This window comes from Streptomyces sp. NPDC094032 (genome assembly GCF_040303965.1).
Taxonomy (GTDB): Bacteria; Actinomycetota; Actinomycetes; order Streptomycetales; family Streptomycetaceae; genus Streptomyces.
Genome location: NZ_JBEOUE010000016.1, coordinates 117,848 through 136,001, shown reverse-complemented (window position 1 = coordinate 136,001; position 18,154 = coordinate 117,848). Strand labels below are relative to the sequence as shown.

The following is an 18,154-nucleotide window of genomic DNA, read 5'->3' as shown; positions in this document are numbered from 1 at the left end:
GGTCTTCGGAGTCAGTGGGCGGACTTGAGCGGGAGCAGGGCGCTGATACGGAAGCCTCCGCCGGGACGCGGGCCCGCGTCCAGGGTGCCGCCGACCATGCCGACCCGCTCCCGCATGCCGATCAGGCCGTGGCCGCGCCCGTCGGCGCCGCCGTCCTCGTACATCTCCTGCGGCGCGCCCCGCCCGTCGTCCTCGACGAGCAGTCCGAGCCCGTCGTCGAAGTAGACCAGGCGGACGCTGGCGCCGACATCGGGGCCGCCGTGCTTGCGGCTGTTGGTGAGCGCTTCCTGGACGATCCGGTACGCGGTGAGCTCGACGCCGCTGGGCAGCGGGCGCGGGGTGCCCTCGATCTTGAAGTCGACGGCGAGCCCGGCCCCGCGGACCTGCTCGACGAGGTCCTCGATCTGCTGCACGTCCGGCTGCGGGACGTACTCCCCGGCCTCCTGGTGCTCGCCGGTGCGCAGGATGCCGAGCAGCCGGCGCATCTCGGCGAGGGCCTGGCGGCCGGTGCCCGCGATGGTCTCCAGGGCCTGCTTGGCGGTCTCGGGCGAGGAGTCCATGACGTACGCGGCGCCGTCGGCCTGCACGACCATGACGGAGACGTTGTGGGCGACCACGTCGTGCAGCTCGCGGGCGATCCGGGCGCGCTCGGCGGCGACGGCGACCTTGGCCTGGGCCTCGCGCTCCTTCTCCAGGCGCGAGGCGCGCTCCTCCAGCTGCGCGAAGTAGGCGCGGCGGGTGCGCAGGGAGTCGCCGAGCACCCAGGCGAGGGCGAACGGCACGGTCATGATGATCGTGAAGAAGACGGTGGCGGCGGAGGAGCGGGAGTCCTCCAGCGGCCAGCGCAGCTGGGAGAGCAGGGCCGCGGAGAGCCCGCCGGAGAGGGCGAGCCGGGAGGCCCAGCGGGGGCCGTCGTGCGCGGCGACCGTGTAGATGATCACGAGCATGGCGAAGTCGCCCGGGAACGGGACCATCCCGACGGCGAGCTGGACGAGTCCGATGAGGACCGTGAGGACCAGCATCTTCTCGGGCGCGCGGCGGCGCAGGGCGACGACGAGCGAGCACAGCGCGCCGACGGCGACGTACCCGAGGGCTCCGATGCCCGTCGGGGAGCTGCCGGCCACCCCCAGAAGGGAGAACCCGAAGAGGACGACGGCCCAGAAGGTGTCGACGCCCGTCGGGTGTCTGCGGATGAAGTCGTAGAGGCGCTGCACGTGACCCAGGGTAGGGAAAGCCGATAGGTGCAGGGGTCAACCGTGGGGCCGATCCTTCCCGTGAGGCCCGTACTCCCCAAGGTGGAGACTGGGGCACGTGACGGATGAGACGTGTCAGTGGCAGGGGTGGCGGGAGGCCACGGAGCGGGCGCTGTACGGCCCCGGGGGCTTCTTCCTGCGGCCGGAGGGACCCGCCGGGCACTTCCGTACGTCGGTGCACGCCTCGCCGCTCTTCGCGGGCGCCGTGGCCCGGCTGCTCGCCCGCGTGGCGGAGGAGCTCGGCACCGACGAGCCCGCGTTCGTGGACGTGGGCGCGGGGCGGGGCGAGCTCCTGACGGGAGTGCTGGCCGCGCTCCCGGCCGGGCTCCGGGTCCGCCCGTACGGCGTGGAGCGCGCGGCGCGGCCGGCGGGCCTCGACCCGCGGATCGGGTGGACGGACCGGGTGCCGGACGGGGAGCGGGGGCTGCTCTTCGCCAACGAGTGGCTGGACAACGTGCCGGTGGACGTGGCGCAGGCCGACGAGGACGGCGCCGTCCGCCGGGTCGAGGTGCGGGCGGACGGCACGGAACGCCTTGGCGCGGTGGTGACGGGCCCGGACGCGGAGTGGCTGGAGCGGTGGTGGCCGCTGCGGGAGCCCGGGGAGCGGGCGGAGATCGGCCGGCCGCGCGACGAGGCGTGGGCGGCGGCGGTGGGGGCGCTCGCCGCGGGGACGGCGGTGGCCGTCGACTACGCGCACCTGCGCGGGGCGCGCCCGCCCTTCGGGACGCTCGCCGCGTTCCGGGAGGGGCGGGAGGTGGCGCCGGTGCCGGACGGGAGCCGCGATCTGACCGCGCATGTGGCGCTGGACGCGTGCGCGGCGGCGGGGCCGGGGGACGGCGGGGAGATCGTCACGCAGCGGGAGGCGTTGCGGGGGCTGGGGGTGAGTGGGGGGCGGCCGCCGCTCGGGATGGCGTCCAGTGACCCCGCCGGGTACGTGCGGGCGCTCGCGGCGGCGGGGGAGGCGGCGGAGCTGACGGCGGCGGGTGGGCTGGGGGACTTCTTGTGGCTGGTGCAGCGGGTGGATGGAACGCGGGCACTCGGGGCGGGGTAGTCGGAGCGGAGGCGCCCGCGATGGCGCCGTTCCGTTGTGCCCACCCGTTCCGCCCCAGCGGAACGATTGCCCACAACGGGGACCGGGGAGGCCGTCGGTCAGAGGGATACTGGGCCGCATGACGGAGACCACAGTCGGTATCGGCGGCGCGGCGGAGAGCACCGACATGGTGCTGAACATCGGGCCGCAGCATCCCTCCACCCACGGCGTGCTCCGGCTGCGGCTCGTGCTCGACGGCGAGGTGGTGCGCGAGGCCGAGCCGGTGATCGGGTACATGCACCGCGGCGCCGAGAAGCTGTTCGAGGCGCGGGACTACCGGCAGATCATCATGCTGGCCAACCGGCACGACTGGCTCTCCGCCTTCTCCAACGAGCTCGGCGTCGTCATGGCCGTGGAGCGGATGCTGGGCATGGAGGTGCCGGAGCGGGCGGTCTGGACGCGCACGCTGCTCGCCGAGCTGAACCGGGTGCTCAACCACCTGATGTTCCTCGGCTCGTACCCGCTGGAACTGGGCGGCATCACCCCCGTCTTCCACGCCTTCCGCGAGCGCGAGGAGCTCCAGGCCGTCATGGAGGAGGTCTCCGGCGGCCGGATGCACTACATGTTCAACCGGGTCGGCGGCCTCAAGGAGGACCTCCCGGCCGGCTGGCTGGGCCGGGCGCGGCAGGCGGTCGCGGACGTGCGGTCGCGGATGGACGTGTACGACCGGCTGGTGCTCGGCAACGAGATCTTCCGGGGCCGCACGCGCGGGGTCGGGGTGCTGTCGCAGGAGGCGGTGCACGCGTACGGGGTGTCCGGGCCGATCGCCCGCGCCTCGGGCGTCGACTTCGACCTGCGCCGGGACGAGCCGTACCTCGCGTACGGGGAGCTCCAGGACGTCCTGCGGGTGGTGACCCGCACGGAGGGCGACTGCCTGGCCCGCTTCGAGTGCCTGCTGGACCAGACGCACAACGCCCTGGAGCTCGCCGACGCCTGCCTGGACCGGATCGAGGACCTGCCGCGGGGGCCGATCAACCAGCGGCTGCCGAAGGTCCTCAAGGCGCCGGAGGGGCACACGTACGCCTGGACCGAGAACCCGCTCGGCATCAACGGCTACTACCTGGTCTCCAAGGGCGAGAAGACCCCGTACCGGCTCAAGCTGCGCTCGGCGTCGTACAACAACATCCAGGCGCTGACCGAGCTGCTGCCGGGGACGCTCGTCGCCGACATGGTGGCGATCCTGGGGTCGCTGTTCTTCGTCGTCGGAGACATCGACAAGTAGGACAGGGCGCGTGGGGCGGGCTCCGTCAGGAGTTGACCGCTCCACGCAGCTCCGCCACGTCCAGCTGCTCGGTCTCGTCGTGCGCGGTCAGGTCGATGACCTGGCCGACGGCCCGCTGCTCGGGGGTGCGCCGCGCGTCGGCGGCGAGCACCTCCTCGCCCACGACGTCGGCGAGGTCGGCGTCCTGCACGGCCTCGATCGCGGCGGCGGCCTTCTGCGTACCGAAGTAGTCGAAGCCGCCCGCGGGGCGCGGGACGGGACGACGGGCGGCGTACGGGACGATCGCGGCGGCGGCGGGCACGTGGCGCATGGCGGGCGCCTTGGTGTGCTCGTCGGACGCGGGCTCGGGGGCGGGGTCGGCGGTCACGTCGGTGTCCGGGACGTCCACGGCCTCCGCCTCGGGCTCCGTCTCCGCCTCGTCCGTGTGCTCGCCCCGTGCCTCCAGGTTCCGCAGCGCCTCCGCCGCCCTGCGGTACGCCTCCGGGGTCGGGGTGGAGCCGCCCGCGGGCAGGGCCTTGGTCTCCGGGGCGCTCGCTTCGAGGGCGAGGACCCGGCGGCCCTCCAGGGCGCTGGCGCGCTCGGTCTCGGCGGTGGCGTAGCGGCGCAGGAGGTCGGCGTGCTCGCCGCGCAGCCCGGCGAGCTCGACCCGCTTGGCGCGCAGCTTGGCGTCGAGGCGGGCGCGCAGCTCGCGCGACTCCTCCAGGTCGGACTCCAGCTCGGCGACGCGCTCGTCGTGCTTCCACTGGTCCGCCGTGCGGGCGCGGTTCAGCTCGGCGACCGTGCGGCCGGCGCTCTGGTCCCAACTGCGCAGGAGGACGGCGCCGGTGACGGCGGCGGCCGCCGCGGCGGCGACGAGCAGCCGCAGCACCAGGGTGTCACCGAGCAGCCAGGCGCCCCCGGCACAGACGACCGACGCCCCCGCGACCGCCGAGGGCGGCAGGAGCTTGTGCAGAGGCGGGGAATGGCGGTGGCGTCCAGGTGGCATGGCCTGAAATTTACCGTGCGTAGGCGCCGTATGGGGCCTCGGCCCGGCAATCTCTTGGCGAGTTCTCGCCGATGGGAGCCGGACCGGAGCGATTCCGGAGTGAATCGCTCCGATTCCCCTCGTCCGGTGCCTACTTCTTGAGCAGCCCCTTCGACTCCAGATAGGCCTTCGCCACGTCCTCCGGCTTCGCCCGCTCGGCGTCGACCTTGCGGTTGAGTTCGGCGAGATCCGCCGTCGTCAGAACCTTGGTGATCTTGTCGAGGGCGGCCGCGATCTCGGGAGATCCGGCGTCCTTCGCATTGACCACGGGCAGCACGTTGTCCGCGTTCTGGAGCTTCTTGTCGTCCTCCAGGAAGACCAGGCCGAAGGAGTCGATGGTCGCGTCCGTGGTGGTGGTGAGGACCAGGTGGTCCACGCCGTCCTTGACCGCCTGCTTGGCCTGCGGGGTGCCGACGCCCTTGGGGTCGACGCCGTCGACGTCGATCCCGTACGTCTTCTTCAGACCCGGCGCGCAGAACGGGCGGATCTCGCATTCGTCACCGGCCGCGATCTTCACCTTCAGCTTGGCGCGGCCGAGGTCGGAAAGGGTCGTCAGCTTGTTCTTCTCCGCGAATTCCCGGCTCACCGCGAACGCGTTCTGGTCGACGGCCCCGCCCACCGCGAGCACCTTCAGTCCGCGCGGCTCGGCCAGCTTCCTCAGCGCCTCGGTGGTGGCGGCCGGGTCACCGGAGGCGACCGGCTTCTCCTCGGGCGCCTTCGGCCCGTTCACCTTCGCGTTGAGGAATTCCGCGAGGGTCGCCGCGTATTCCGGTACGACGTCGATCTCGCCCTTCTCCAGAGAGGGCTCGTACAGCTCGCGATTCTTCACCGTGGTGACGCTCGCGGAGTATCCGGCGTCGTCGAGGACCTGGGCGTACAGCTCGGCCAGGACCTTCGACTCGGTGAACGCGGCGGCGCCGACGACCAGCGAGCCCTTGGATCCGCCGTCGCCCGCCGAGGCGCCGCCGCCGGACTTCGACTTCTCCAGGCTGTCGCCGCCGCACGCGGCCAGCGAGACCGTCAGCGCCGCCATGCCCACTACCGCACCCGCGATACGCGAGGTCCTGCTCACAAGATCACCCATCCCAGTCGTTGGTCCGTCACCGCGGGGTCCCCCGGCCGAGCAGCCGGTCCGCGGCCACCAGCAGCGCCTCCACCAGGAGCGCGAGCAGGGCCACGAGCACGGCGCCGGCGACCACCTGCGGCGTGTCGTACGTGTTGAATCCGGCGGTGATGATCCGCCCGAGGCCGCCCTGCCCGACCATCGCCGCGATGGTCGCGGTGGCGACCACCTGCACGGCGGCCGAGCGCAGACCCGTCATCAGCATCGGCCTGGCCAGCGGAAGTTCGACCCCGCGGAAGAGCTGCCCGCCCGACATGCCCATCCCGCGCGCGGCCTCCACCACCGCGCGGTCCACCTCGCGCATGCCCACGTACGCGTGGGTGAGCAGCGGCGGTATCGCGAAGAGCACGAGCGCGACGACCGTCGGCACATAGCCGGCGTTGCGCAGCGGCGAGACCATGAAGAGGGCCAGGACGGCGAAGACGGGGACCGCCCGGCCCACGTTGGAGAGGTTGACGGCGAGCGTCCCGCCCTTGCCGAGGTGCCCGAGCCACAGGCCCAGGGGCAGTGCCACGGCGCAGGCGAGGAGCAGCGCGACCCCGCTCACGTACAGATGCTCGGCGAGCCGGTGCCAGACTCCGCTCTCCCCCGCCCAGTTGGCGCCGGTGGTCAGCCAGGACCAGGTGTCCGTGACGATCCCCATCTCAGCCACCCCCCGCCCGCTCGGCCGCCCGGATCCGGCTCCAGGGCGTCAGGAGCCGCTGGAGGCCGAGGAGCAGCAGGTCGGCGGCGACGGCGAGCAGCACGCACAGCACGGAGGCGGTGAGCACCTGGGCCTTGAAGAAGGTGGGCAGCGCGTCCTCGATGAGATTGCCCAGGCCGCCGCGGCCGACGAGGGAGCCGACCGTGGTGAGCGCGATCGTGGAGACCGTCGCCATCCGGATTCCGGCCATCAGCGAGGGCAGCGCGAGCGGGAGTTCGACCTCCCACAGGAGCCGCCCCGAGCCGTATCCCATGCCCCGCGCGGCCTCCTTGGTCTCGGCGGGCACGGCCGCCAGGCCGGCCAGGACGCCGCGCACCAGGATGGTCAGCGAGTAGAGCACCAGGCCCGTGACGACCAGCGCCGAGGACAGCCCGAGGAGGGGCAGCAGCAGCGAGAACATCGCGAGCGAGGGGATCGTGTAGAGCAGGGTGGTCAGGCCGAGCACGGCACCGGAAAGCCGGGGCCGCGCCCGCACGAGCAGGGCGAGCGGGAAGGCGACGGCGAGCCCGATGAGCACCGACACCACCGTGATTCCCACATGCTGGACCGTGGCGTCGGTCAGCTCCTGGGAACGGGTGCGCAGGTACTCCCCGCAGATCCAGTCGTTCGTCACCAGGCAGTTCGTCCCGGCCATGCGCTCCCCCCTTCCCACGCGGCTCACGAACATCTGTCCGCGACACTAACCCCCGCCACTGACAATCACCGGGGAGCGCCACAATGTGGAAATACTTCCTTCACACAATGCGGGCCGCGAAGGGTCAGAATGGGGAACCATGATCCGGTTCGAGCAGGTGACCAAGCGGTACGCGGACGGGACCACCGCTGTCGACGACCTCTCCTTCGAGGTCGCCGAGGGTGAGCTGGTGACCCTCGTGGGCCCGTCCGGCTGCGGCAAGACGACCACGATGAAGATGGTCAACCGGCTCGTCGAACCCACCGCGGGCCGGGTCCTGCTCGGCGGCGAGGACGTCGCCGCCGTCGACCCCGTACGGCTGCGCCGCACCATCGGCTACGTCATCCAGCAGGTCGGCCTCTTCCCGCACCGGACCGTCCTCGACAACACGGCGACCGTGCCCGCGCTGCTCGGCTGGAAGAAGGCCAGGGCCCGCGAGCGCGCCGCCGAGCTCCTCGACCTGGTGGGCCTCGACCCCTCGGTGTACGGCCACCGCTACCCCGAGCAGCTCTCCGGCGGCCAGCGCCAGCGGGTCGGGGTGGCCCGCGCGCTCGCCGCCGACCCGCCCGTGCTGCTGATGGACGAGCCGTTCGGCGCCGTCGACCCGGTGGTCCGCGAGCGGCTCCAGACCGAGTTCCTCAACCTCCAGGCGACCGTCCGCAAGACGGTGCTGCTCGTCACCCACGACCTGGAGGAGGCCGTCCGGCTCGGCGACCGGATCGCCGTCTACGGGCAGGGCCGCATCGAGCAGTTCGACACCCCGGCCGCCGTGCTCGGCGCCCCCGCCACCCCGTACGTCGCCGACTTCGTCGGCGCGGACCGCGGCCTCAAGCGGCTCGCCGTCACCCCGGTCACCGAGGCGGACCTGGAGCCCTCGGGGGACGCCCCCGGCGGCGGCGCGCTCCCGCTGGGCGGCTCCCTGAAGGACGCCCTCGCGCTGCTGCTCCAGCACGACGCCGGCCGGGTCGCCGTGCACGCCCCCGGCGACCCGGGGCGCGTCCTCGGCTCGCTCACCACGGCCGGGGTGCACCGGGCCCTGCGCCGGGCCCGGCCGGAGGTCAGCTCGCGCTGAGCTTCCCGCTCATCCAGACCAGGCCCGGCGGGATCTCGCGGTTCCAGGTGTTGAAGTTGTGGCCGCCGCTCTCCAGCGTGATCGAGGAGACGCTCGACGGGTCCTTCACCTTTTTGATGAAGGCCCGCGTCCCCTTGAGGTTGCCCTCGCCGTGCAGGGACGTGGTCACCAGGAAGGACGACTTCCCCTGGGGCAGGTGGTCCAGGCTCCACAGCAGATCGGCCCGCTTCATCGCGGCCTGGTCGCCGTGGAACAGGTCGCCGGTCGTCACGTCGTCCGCCGCCCGGTAGTACGCGGAGAAGCCCGCCGCCGCGGAGAAGCGGTCCGGGTGGTGCATCGCGATCTTCAGGGCGCAGTAGCCGCCGGTCGAGTTGCCCATGAAGCCCCAGTTGCGCGGCTGGGTGCCCACCCGGTACGTCTGCGAGATCGCCGTCGGCAGGTCCTCGGCGAAGAAGGTCTCCGTCTGCGGGCCGCCCGGCACGTCCACGCACTCGGTGTCCCGGGGCGGCGCCACGGTCGGGCGCAGCATCACCAGGATCATCGGCTGCATCTTCTTGTCCTTGGCCTGCTGGAAGGCCGTCTTCGGGTACTTCAGGCCCTTCAGCAGGTTCTCCGCCGTACCCGGGTAGCCGGTCAGCACCACGGCCGCGGGGAAGGTCGACTTCGCGTACCGCTGCTGGAAGTACTCCGGCGGCAGGTACACGTACGCCTGGGAGTCGATCCTGGACCGCTCGCCCGCTATGACGATCTTCTGTATCTGTCCGCCGACCGAGGGACGCCCGCCGCCCGGCACGTCCATCGCCTGGGTGCCGACGACCTTCACGTCCTTGGAGCCGGCCGAGTGGTCGACCACCACGCCCATGTCCTGCTCCTGGCCGAACAGGTCGGCCCAGGAGCCGTAGAACAGGAAGGAGTTGTTGGCGGCGAGACCGACCGAGGCGAACAGGGCCAGCTGGGTGGCGAGCAGCAGCCCGATCCGCCCCAGGACCGCACGCCAGCCGCCGCGCGCCAGCCTCGGCCACAGCCAGACCGTGGCGACGAAGAGCACCACGGCCAGCGCGACCGCCACCACGAGAACTTTGTTGCTGGTGAGACCCATGAGACTTCTGAGCTTTCTGCCTGATTTTTCCCTGAGATTTCCCTGACGGCGAGTGAACCCGCCCCATCGCTGCTCCGTCCTAGAAGGCGCAAACCTCCGGTACGCCCACGATCCGCGCGGCCTACCGGATCAACGATCTCTCGCGGAGCCACGGGAAGCACGGGAAGCGATGTCTGTCACGGTAGATGGGGACAAATCCGGATCGGTTCCGGATCACGTACGCCGGATTCTGCGCGGACCCCGACCCGAAAGGGTCCCGGCTCTGATCGGAACGGCCTGCACACTGATCGGCCTGATCGACATCGCCGCGGGAGTCTTCCCCCGGTTCCGGGCCAGCCGCATGCACGCCGTCGCGGAGATCCTCCCCGGCACCCTGGGCCCGCTCTCCGCGGCCCTCTCGCTCAGCGCCGGCGTCCTGCTGCTGCTGCTCGCCCACGGCCTCAAGCGCAACAAGCGGCGCGCCTGGCGCGCCGCCGTGGTCCTGCTGCCGCTCGGCGCCGTCGCCCAGTTCGTCTGGCGCCACTCGGTCATCGGGATGCTGCTCTCCGTCGCGCTGCTCGCCCTGCTGGTCCGCCACCGCGACCAGTTCGCGGCCCTGCCCGACCCGCGCAGCCGCTGGCGCGCCCTCGCCAACTTCGTCCTCATGGGCGCCGGATCCATCGCGCTCGGCCTCGTGATCGTCAGCGCCCACCCGCGCCGCGTCGTCGGCAGCCCCAGCCTCACGGACCGCCTCGAACACGTCCTGTACGGCCTGTTCGGCTTCGAGGGCCCCGTCGCCTACACCGGCAACGTCGACTGGACCGTCGGCTACTCCCTCGGCGCCCTCGGCATGCTCACCGCCCTCACCACCATCTACTTCGCCTTCCGGCCCGAGCACCCCGCCGCCCGCCTCACCGAGGACGACGAGACCCGCCTGCGGGCCCTCCTCGCCAAGCACGGCGCCCGCGACTCCCTCGGCCACTTCGCGCTCCGCCGCGACAAGGGCGTCGTCTTCTCCCCCAGCGGCAAGGCCGCCGTCTGCTACCGCGTCGTCTCCGGCGTCATGCTCGCCAGCGGCGACCCCATCGGCGACGTCGAGGCCTGGCCCGGCGCCATCGAACGCTTCATGGACGAGGCCAAGGCCCACTCCTGGACCCCCGCCGTCATGGGCTGCTCCGAGACCGGCGGCCAGGTCTGGACCCGCGAGACCGGCCTCGACGCCCTCGAACTCGGCGACGAGGCCGTCGTCGACGTCGACGACTTCTCCCTCTCCGGCCGCGCCATGCGCAACGTCCGCCAGATGGTCAAGCGCATCGAACGCAACGGCTACACCACCAAGGTCCGCCGCGTCGCCGACCTCAGCGACGGCGAACTCGCCCGGGTCCGCCGCGCCGCCGAGGACTGGCGCGGCACCGACACCGAACGCGGCTTCTCCATGGCCCTCGGCCGCATCGGCGACGCGGGCGACGGTGACGCCGTCATAGCGACCGCCCACAAAGAGGACCCCGAAGGGACCGACTCCCCCTACGGCGACCTGAAGGCGATCATCCACTTCGTCCCCTGGGGCAAGGACGGCATGTCCCTGGAGCTCATGCGCCGCGACCGCGCCGCCGACCCCGGCATGAACGAGCTCCTCATCGTCGCCTCCCTCCAGGACGCCCCCCGCCTCGGCATCAAGCGCGTCTCCCTCAACTTCGCCATGTTCCGCGCCGCCCTCGCCCGCGGCGAGAAGATCGGCGCGGGCCCCGTCCTGCGGCTCTGGCGCGGCCTGCTCGTCTTCCTCTCCCGCTGGTTCCAGATCGAGTCGCTCTACAAGTTCAACGCCAAGTTCCAGCCCCGCTGGGAACCCCGCTTCGTCGTCTACCGCAAGAGCCGCGACCTCCCCCGCATCGGCTTCGCCGCCATGCAGGCCGAGGGCTTCGTGAACGTCGCCCTCCCCCGCCCCTTCCGCCGCCGCTCCCACCCCCCGGCCCCGCGCCCCTGCGCCCACATCGTCCCCACCCAGACCGAGCACGAGGTCCACGCGGCCTGACCACGCCCCCGGGCCCTAGGCTGGACACATGAGTACGACGATCGACCGGGGCACCGCCCTCGGCCTGCCGGAGTGGGACCGCTGCGCGGTCATGGGCGTGGTCAACGTGACCCCCGACTCCTTCTCCGACGGCGGCCGCTGGTTCGACACCACGGCCGCCGTCAAGCACGGCCTCGACCTCGCCGCCCAGGGCGCCGACCTCATCGACGTCGGCGGCGAGTCCACCCGCCCCGGCGCCAGCCGCGTCGACGCCGAGGAAGAGCTCCGCCGGGTCGTCCCCGTCGTCCGCGGCCTCGCCGCCGAAGGCGTCACCGTCTCCGTCGACACCATGCGCGCCACCGTCGCCGCAGCCGCCGTCGCCGCCGGCGCCACCCTCGTCAACGACGTCAGCGGCGGCCTCGCCGACCCCGGCATGGTCCCCGCCGTCGCCGCCGCCGAAGTCCCCTTCGTCGTCATGCACTGGCGCGGCTTCAGCGACCACATGAACAGCCTCGCCGTGTACGAGGACGTCGTCGGCGAAGTCGTCACCGAGCTGCGCACCCGCATGGAGGCCGTCATCGACGGCGGCGTCGCCCCCGAGCGCATCGTCCTCGACCCCGGCCTCGGCTTCGCCAAACTGGCCCCCCACGACCTGGCCCTCGTCGCCCACCTCCCCCGGCTGCGCGCCCTCGGCCGCCCCCTCCTCGTCGCCGCCTCCCGGAAGCGCTTCCTCGGCCACGTCCTCGCCCACGACGGCGCCGCCCCGCCGCCCGCCCGCGAGCGCGACGCCGCCACCGCCGCCGTCTCCGCCATCGCCGCCCACGAGGGCGCCTGGGCCGTCCGGGTCCACGAGGTCCGCGCCACCGCCGACGCCGTACGGGTCGCCAGAGCCGTCGAGGGAGCCGCGTGACCCGCGCCCGCGAGGCCGACCGCACCGCCGTCGAAGCCGCCAACACCGCCTTCTACGAGGCGATGGAGCAGGGCGACTTCGACGGCGTCACCGACCTCTGGCTCGACGACGGCGCCACCCCCATCTCCTGCGTCCACCCCGGCTGGCCCGTGCTGTCCGGCCGCGGCGAGGTGCTCCGCTCGTACGCGCTGATCATGGCCAACACCGACTACATCCAGTTCTTCCTCACCGACGTCGAGGTCTCCCTCGCCGGCGACGTGGCGGTCGTCACGTGCACCGAGAACATCCTCAGCGGCGGCCCCGCCGAGGACGGCGCCTCGCTCGGCCCCCTCGTCGGGCAGCTCGTCGTCGCCACCAACGTGTTCCGCCGCACGTCGGAGGGGTGGAAGGTGTGGTCCCACCACGGCTCCCCGGTGATCCCCGAGAGCGACGGGAACGACGCCGACGACCCGGCCGACACCGCCGGCTGAACACCCCGACCGGCCGGACGGCCCCGGCCGCCGACCCGGCTGTCGGTACCCGAAGGTAGATTCGGTGGTGGACACCCGGCCGTCCGCACCCGGCTGCGTGGCCTCCCGTACTACGACAGCAGGAGTGATTCGCGTGGATCGTGTCGCGCTGCGCGGCCTCAAGGCCCGAGGACACCACGGCGTGTTCCCCAAGGAGCGCGAGGAAGGCCAGACCTTCATCGTGGACCTCACCCTCGGCCTGGACACCCGCGCCGCCGCCGCCGGCGACGACCTGACGAAGACCGTGCACTACGGAGTCGTCGCCGAAGAGGTCGTCGACGTCGTCCAGGGCGAGCCCGTGGACCTCATCGAGACGCTCGCCGAGCGGATCGCCCAGCAGTGCCTCAAGCACGCCGGCGTCCAGGAGGTCGAGGTCGTCGTCCACAAGCCGGACGCGCCCATCACGGTCCCCTTCGACGACGTGACCGTCACCATCACCCGGAGCCGCGCATGAAGCCCCAGCACAGCGATCCGACCGTCCAGCCGGTGCCCGCGGCCGTGACCGCCGCCGTCGACGCGGCCGACATCACCCTCTCCAACCCCAAATGGGCCGTCCTCGCCATCGGCGGGAACCTCGGCAACCGCCTGGAGACCCTCCAGGGCGCCGTCGACGCCCTGGAGGACACCCCCGGCCTGCGGGTCAAGGCCGTCTCCCGGGTCTACGAGACGGAGCCCTGGGGCGTCGAGCCCGGCAGCCAGCCCTCCTACCTCAACGCGGTCGTCCTCGTGAAGACCACGCTGCCCCCCGCCTCCCTCCTGGAGCGGGCGCACGCCGTCGAGGAGGCCTTCCACCGCGTCCGCGACGAACGCTGGGGCGCCCGCACGATCGACGTCGACATCATCACGTACGCCGACATCGTCTCGGACGACCCCGTCCTCACCCTCCCCCACCCCCGCGCCCACCAGCGCGCCTTCGTCCTCGCGCCCTGGCACGACGTGGACCCCGACGCCCTGATCCCCGGCCACGGCACCGTCGCCGAGCTCCTCGCCGCCGTCGGCCAGGAGGGCGTCACGCCGCGCACCGACCTGGAACTCCGACTCCCCGAGTAGTCGTTACGCTCGTCAGAGATCGTCGCTCCGACCACGCGAAGGACACCCGGTGAAACAACTGCGGCTGAAGGTGCTCGCCGGACTCTTCGTCGTCGCCGGCGTCCTGTCCTGGGGCGCCGCCCGGCTCTGGGACGCGGTCGGCACCCTCCCCAGCGTGCCGCTCGCCGCGCCCATCGTGCTGGCGGCCATCGCCGTCGTCCTCACCGCCACCGCCCTCTCGCTGCGCGCCCGCCTCAGGGCCCAGCGTGAGCGCCGCCCCGGCGCCAAGGGCGTCGAACCCCTGATGGCCGCCCGCGCGGTCGTCTTCGGCCAGGCCAGCGCCCTCGTCGCCGCCCTCGTCGCCGGCATGTACGGCGGCACGGGCGTCTTCCTCCTCGGCTCCCTCGACATCCCCGCCCGCCGCGACCAGGCCCTCTACGCCGCCTTCGCCGTCCTCGCCGGCCTCGCCGTCATCGCCGCCGCCCTCTTCCTGGAACGCGTCTGCAAGCTGCCGGAGGACGAAGACCAGAACGGCCCGGGCCACGCCCCGGTGAGCTGACCCGCCTACCAGGGCTCCCGCACCAGATGCCCGCTCACGAGAAACGTGGGGTGCGGGGCGAGCCGGTAACTGTAGAACGTGAAGGGCTTCGCCCCCAGGGCGGGCCGGGGACGGACCTCACGGACCTGGATCCAGGAGGACTCGGGCGGGGCGGTGGGGTGGTGCTCGGGGACGAAGGTGTTGCGGGTCTGCCAGCGGTTCGAGACATAGAGCCTTGACGCGAGTCCCCGCTGGGACGGCGTGAATCGCGCCCCGATGATCCGGGCCAGCTCGACCAGGAACGGAACGTTGGCACTCACGATGATGCGCCCGAAGCCATGCTTGAGGGTGCAGCCGTCGCCGTCGATGTAGCCGTTCAGGAACCCCTGAAAGGTATCCGCATCCCGTAGCACGACTCGGGGAAAGCCCTGCCTCATGTGATGGGCGTCGCCGCCCACGTAGTGACGCATAGCATCCGCGAGGTACGACGACACCACCCGCACGCGGAATCCCGGCAGGTCACGTTTCAGATAGCCGGACGGCCGAGTCACTGCCTCAAGCCTCGCAGGAAGACCCGTGCATGCCGTCAGAGCACTCGCAAAGCGAGCGGCGAAGCTCTCCTCATTCACGATCAGGGACACGTAGTTCTTGTAGACGGTCCCATCAGCGCAGGCGGCACCGACAAAGTAGCCGAACTCGTATCCGGGTCTGATGACGAAACGCTCGCGGCGGAGCTTCCGAGCCGGTGTCCAGGCGACCGTCGTCCCTGCCGCATCCTGGGCAGGCGTCCAGCCCTCCGGCGTGGCCAGCAGGAGATCCGCGCTGGCAACGAAGGTCGTGTGATCCGTGACCACCTCGACGGCGTCGCGACCCTTTACGGCCGCCACGTCCACGACGGTCGTCTGTGCAGTCCGGTCACCGTCCAGAGTCCACAGTGCGGTGCCCGGCGCCACATTCTTCGCCTGAGCCCAGCCTCCCACCCTGTTCACCAGCATCTTGCTGGCGAGCCCGTATGCCATACCGATCCCCCTTGATCAGCGGTCGAGTCCACTGATCAAGGACGGTATGGAGCAAGGCTGGCAGCCCGCTACTAGCGAGCCAATATCAAGGACATGGCCTCGGCACGGGTGGTAGCGTCGCGCAGTTGGCCACGTACCGCCGAAGTCGTCGTCTTCGCGCCCGGCTTGCGGACGCCACGCAGTGCCATGCACATGTGCTCAGCCTCGATGACGACGATCGCACCGCGCGCGTCGAGGATCCTCATCAGCGAGTCGGCGATCTGTGTCGTCAGGCGCTCCTGCACCTGCGGACGACGGGCGAAGACGTCCACGAGGCGGGCCAGCTTCGACAAGCCAGTAATCTTGCCCGTTTCGGCAGGGATGTAACCAATGTGAGCTACGCCGTGGAATGGGAGCAAATGATGCTCACATTGCGAAGTCAGTTCGATATCCTTCACGAGGACCATCTCGTCATGTCCGAGATCGAACGTCGTGGTCAGGACGTCCTCGGGCTTCTGCCAGAGCCCCGCGAACAATTCCCTGTACGCCCGCGCAACGCGCGCCGGCGTCTCGCGCAAACCCTCGCGGTCCGGGTCCTCACCGACCGCGATGAGGAGCTCCCGTACGGCGTTCTCGGCGCGCTTCTCGTCGAATTCGCCGATCGTGCCTTCGCCGTCCAGCGTCACCGGGTCGGTCATCTGTGCCTCGTTCCGTCTGTCTGAACATGACGCGAATAAGCCGCGCCCCCTCAGGCTAGAACCTGAGGGGGCGCGGCATCCATTCCGGGTCCGGAGGGATCCGGGACGGTCAGACCTCGGGGTGTTCCTCGGGGAGGGCGTCCGTGGTCTTGGTGGTGTCGACCGGGGTCGTCGCCGAGGAGGAGCCGTTGGCGCTGTTGGTCAGGGCCAGCTCCTTCGGGGAGAGGACCGGCGGGCGGGTGGACGGGGTGCGGCGGGCCGAACCGGTCCAGGCCGGGCGGGCCGGGCGCTTGACGATGGGGGCGAAGATCTCGGCGATCTCCTCCTTGCCCAGGGTCTCCTTCTCAAGGAGCGCCAGGACCAGGTTGTCCAGGAGGTCGCGGTTCTCGACGAGGATCTCCCACGCTTCGTTGTGCGCGGTCTCGATGAGCTTCTTGACCTCTTCGTCGACCAGCGCGGCGACCTCTTCCGAGTAGTCGCGCTGGTGCGCCATCTCACGGCCGAGGAAGGGCTCGGTGTTGTCGCCGCCGAACTTGATGGCGCCGAGCCGCTCGGTCATGCCGTACTGGGTGACCATCGCGCGAGCGGTGGCCGTCGCCTTCTCGATGTCGTTCGCCGCGCCCGTCGTCGGGTCGTGGAAGACGAGCTCCTCCGCCGCGCGGCCGCCCAGCATGTACGCCAGCTGGTCGAGCATCTCGTTGCGGGTGGTCGAGTACTTGTCCTCGTCCGGCAGGACCATCGTGTAGCCCAGGGCGCGGCCGCGGGACAGGATGGTGATCTTGTGGACGGGGTCGGAGTTCGGCGAGGCCGCCGCGACCAGGGCGTGACCGCCCTCGTGGTACGCGGTGATCTTCTTCTCCTTGTCCGACATGATCCGGGTCCGCTTCTGCGGGCCCGCGACCACGCGGTCGATCGCCTCGTCCAGCGCCTTGTTGTCGATCAGCTTCTGGTCCGAGCGGGCGGTGAGGAGCGCCGCCTCGTTCAGGACGTTCGACAGGTCGGCGCCGGTGAAGCCCGGGGTGCGGCGTGCGACCGCGCCCAGGTCGACGTCGGGCGCGACGGGCTTGCCCTTCTGGTGGACCTTGAGGATCTCCAGACGGCCCTGCATGTCGGGGCGGTCGACCGCGATCTGCCGGTCGAAGCGGCCCGGGCGCAGGAGCGCGGGGTCGAGGATGTCGGGGCGGTTCGTGGCGGCGATGAGGATGACGCCGCCCTTCACGTCGAAGCCGTCCATCTCGACGAGCAGCTGGTTCAGGGTCTGCTCGCGCTCGTCGTGTCCGCCGCCGAGGCCGGCGCCGCGGTGGCGGCCGACCGCGTCGATCTCGTCGACGAAGACGATGGCCGGGGCGTTCGCCTTGGCCTGCTCGAAGAGGTCGCGGACCCGGGAGGCGCCGACACCGACGAACATCTCGACGAAGTCGGAGCCGGAGATCGAGTAGAACGGCACGCCGGCCTCGCCGGCGACGGCGCGCGCGAGGAGCGTCTTGCCGGTTCCCGGCGGGCCGTACAGCAGCACGCCCTTGGGGATCTTGGCGCCGACGGCCTGGAACTTGGCCGGTTCCTGGAGGAACTCCTTGATCTCGTGGAGTTCCTCGACGGCCTCGTCGGAGCCCGCGACGTCGGCGAAGGTGGTCTTCGGGGTGTCCTTGGTGATGAGCTTCGCCTTGGACTTGCCGAACTGCATGACGCGGGAGCCGCCGCCCTGCATCTGGTTCATCAGGAAGAGGAAGACGACCACGATCAGGACGAAGGGCAGGAGCGAGAGCAGGACCGAGACGAACGGGGACTGCTTCGTCGGCGAGACGGTGTAGCCCTTCTCGATCTGCCCGGCCTCGAACTTCTCCTGCAGCTTGTCGGCGAGGTCGGCGCCCTGGGTGCCGATGTAGGGGGCCTGGACCTTGCCGGACTTGTCGATCTGCTGACCGTCGACGAGGTCGATCTTGATGACCTGCTCGTCACCGGTCGTCAGCTTTGCGGATTTGACCTGGTTCTTGTCGATCGCCTGGACTACCTGGGAGGTGTCCACCGTCTTGTAGCCCTCGGACGAGCCGACGACCTGCATCAGCACGACCACGGCGAGGACGGCCAGCACGATCCACATGACCGGCCCACGGAAGTATCGCTTCACGTCCATCCATACGGGGCGCTAGCGCCCCGTCCCTCCTGCCCGTAGGTAAATGCTGCTGAGTGAGAAAAAGCTGTTCTTCGGACGGTACCCCAGCA

General features: G+C 71.3%; 18 protein-coding genes. 9 read left to right on the top strand and 9 right to left on the bottom strand.

Annotated elements, in window-relative coordinates; translation table 11 throughout:
- Positions 1-11: 11 nt before the first annotated feature.
- Positions 12-1,214 (bottom strand): sensor histidine kinase, encoded by a 1,203-nt coding sequence (locus ABTZ54_RS22765; protein WP_351666082.1) that lies wholly within the window; start codon positions 1,212-1,214, stop codon positions 12-14.
- Positions 1,215-1,311: 97 nt separating this feature from the next.
- Between ABTZ54_RS22765 and ABTZ54_RS22760 the strand changes: the two genes are divergently transcribed.
- Together ABTZ54_RS22760 and ABTZ54_RS22755 are read left to right on the top strand one after the other, a co-directional pair.
- Positions 1,312-2,304, top strand: a complete 993-nt coding sequence (locus ABTZ54_RS22760; RefSeq protein WP_351666080.1) for an SAM-dependent methyltransferase — start codon at positions 1,312-1,314, stop codon at positions 2,302-2,304.
- Between the two features lie 118 nt (positions 2,305-2,422).
- Positions 2,423-3,565: an NADH-quinone oxidoreductase subunit D gene (locus ABTZ54_RS22755; protein ID WP_351666078.1), complete on the top strand. Its 1,143-nt coding sequence runs from the start codon at positions 2,423-2,425 to the stop codon at positions 3,563-3,565.
- A gap of 25 nt (positions 3,566-3,590) precedes the next feature.
- Here ABTZ54_RS22755 and ABTZ54_RS22750 read toward each other — a convergent pair whose 3' ends face one another.
- From ABTZ54_RS22750 to ABTZ54_RS22735, 4 genes are all read right to left on the bottom strand, one after another.
- Positions 3,591-4,550 (bottom strand): hypothetical protein, encoded by a 960-nt coding sequence (locus tag ABTZ54_RS22750; RefSeq protein ID WP_351666038.1) that lies wholly within the window; start codon positions 4,548-4,550, stop codon positions 3,591-3,593.
- A gap of 130 nt (positions 4,551-4,680) precedes the next feature.
- Positions 4,681-5,673: an ABC transporter substrate-binding protein gene (locus ABTZ54_RS22745; RefSeq protein ID WP_351666036.1), complete on the bottom strand. Its 993-nt coding sequence runs from the start codon at positions 5,671-5,673 to the stop codon at positions 4,681-4,683.
- Between the two features lie 16 nt (positions 5,674-5,689).
- The gene (locus tag ABTZ54_RS22740; protein ID WP_351666034.1) at positions 5,690-6,355 is read right to left on the bottom strand and encodes an ABC transporter permease; all 666 of its coding nucleotides are present in this window, start codon (positions 6,353-6,355) and stop codon (positions 5,690-5,692) included.
- A 1-nt stretch (position 6,356) separates the two neighbouring features.
- Entirely contained in the window at positions 6,357-7,049 is a 693-nt protein-coding gene (locus ABTZ54_RS22735; RefSeq protein WP_351666032.1) for an ABC transporter permease, read from the bottom strand.
- A gap of 139 nt (positions 7,050-7,188) precedes the next feature.
- Here ABTZ54_RS22735 and ABTZ54_RS22730 point away from each other — a divergent pair, with 139 nt between their 5' ends.
- Entirely contained in the window at positions 7,189-8,160 is a 972-nt protein-coding gene (locus ABTZ54_RS22730) for an ABC transporter ATP-binding protein (protein WP_351666030.1), read from the top strand.
- On the opposite strand, the gene ABTZ54_RS22725 is transcribed toward ABTZ54_RS22730, so the two are convergent.
- Positions 8,147-9,259 (bottom strand): alpha/beta hydrolase, encoded by a 1,113-nt coding sequence (locus ABTZ54_RS22725; protein ID WP_351666028.1) that lies wholly within the window; start codon positions 9,257-9,259, stop codon positions 8,147-8,149. The genes ABTZ54_RS22730 and ABTZ54_RS22725 overlap by 14 nt on opposite strands.
- Positions 9,260-9,428: 169 nt before the next feature.
- Between ABTZ54_RS22725 and ABTZ54_RS22720 the strand changes: the two genes are divergently transcribed.
- From ABTZ54_RS22720 to ABTZ54_RS22695, 6 genes are all read left to right on the top strand, one after another.
- Positions 9,429-11,270: a phosphatidylglycerol lysyltransferase domain-containing protein gene (locus tag ABTZ54_RS22720; RefSeq protein ID WP_351666026.1), complete on the top strand. Its 1,842-nt coding sequence runs from the start codon at positions 9,429-9,431 to the stop codon at positions 11,268-11,270.
- Between the two features lie 28 nt (positions 11,271-11,298).
- Positions 11,299-12,159 (top strand): dihydropteroate synthase, encoded by an 861-nt coding sequence (folP, locus tag ABTZ54_RS22715; RefSeq protein WP_351666024.1) that lies wholly within the window; start codon positions 11,299-11,301, stop codon positions 12,157-12,159.
- A complete protein-coding gene (locus ABTZ54_RS22710) occupies positions 12,156-12,629 on the top strand; it encodes a nuclear transport factor 2 family protein (protein WP_351666022.1) in 474 nt (157 codons plus the stop codon). Before folP ends, ABTZ54_RS22710 begins: the two co-directional genes overlap by 4 nt.
- Positions 12,630-12,762: 133 nt before the next feature.
- Positions 12,763-13,122, top strand: a complete 360-nt coding sequence (gene folB, locus ABTZ54_RS22705; RefSeq protein ID WP_132917724.1) for a dihydroneopterin aldolase — start codon at positions 12,763-12,765, stop codon at positions 13,120-13,122.
- Entirely contained in the window at positions 13,119-13,718 is a 600-nt protein-coding gene (gene folK / locus ABTZ54_RS22700; protein ID WP_351666020.1) for a 2-amino-4-hydroxy-6-hydroxymethyldihydropteridine diphosphokinase, read from the top strand. The genes folB and folK overlap by 4 nt, the downstream gene beginning before the upstream one ends.
- A 49-nt stretch (positions 13,719-13,767) precedes the next feature.
- Complete coding sequence (locus ABTZ54_RS22695; RefSeq protein ID WP_351666018.1) at positions 13,768-14,256, top strand: DUF3180 domain-containing protein; 489 nt, start codon at positions 13,768-13,770, stop codon at positions 14,254-14,256.
- A 5-nt stretch (positions 14,257-14,261) separates the two neighbouring features.
- Here ABTZ54_RS22695 and ABTZ54_RS22690 read toward each other — a convergent pair whose 3' ends face one another.
- From ABTZ54_RS22690 to ftsH, 3 genes are all read right to left on the bottom strand, one after another.
- Positions 14,262-15,254: a hypothetical protein gene (locus tag ABTZ54_RS22690; RefSeq protein ID WP_351666016.1), complete on the bottom strand. Its 993-nt coding sequence runs from the start codon at positions 15,252-15,254 to the stop codon at positions 14,262-14,264.
- Positions 15,255-15,325: 71 nt separating this feature from the next.
- A complete protein-coding gene (folE, locus tag ABTZ54_RS22685; RefSeq protein ID WP_351666014.1) occupies positions 15,326-15,931 on the bottom strand; it encodes a GTP cyclohydrolase I FolE in 606 nt (201 codons plus the stop codon).
- Between the two features lie 109 nt (positions 15,932-16,040).
- Complete coding sequence (gene ftsH / locus ABTZ54_RS22680; protein ID WP_351666012.1) at positions 16,041-18,065, bottom strand: ATP-dependent zinc metalloprotease FtsH; 2,025 nt, start codon at positions 18,063-18,065, stop codon at positions 16,041-16,043.
- Positions 18,066-18,154 lie beyond the last annotated feature (89 nt).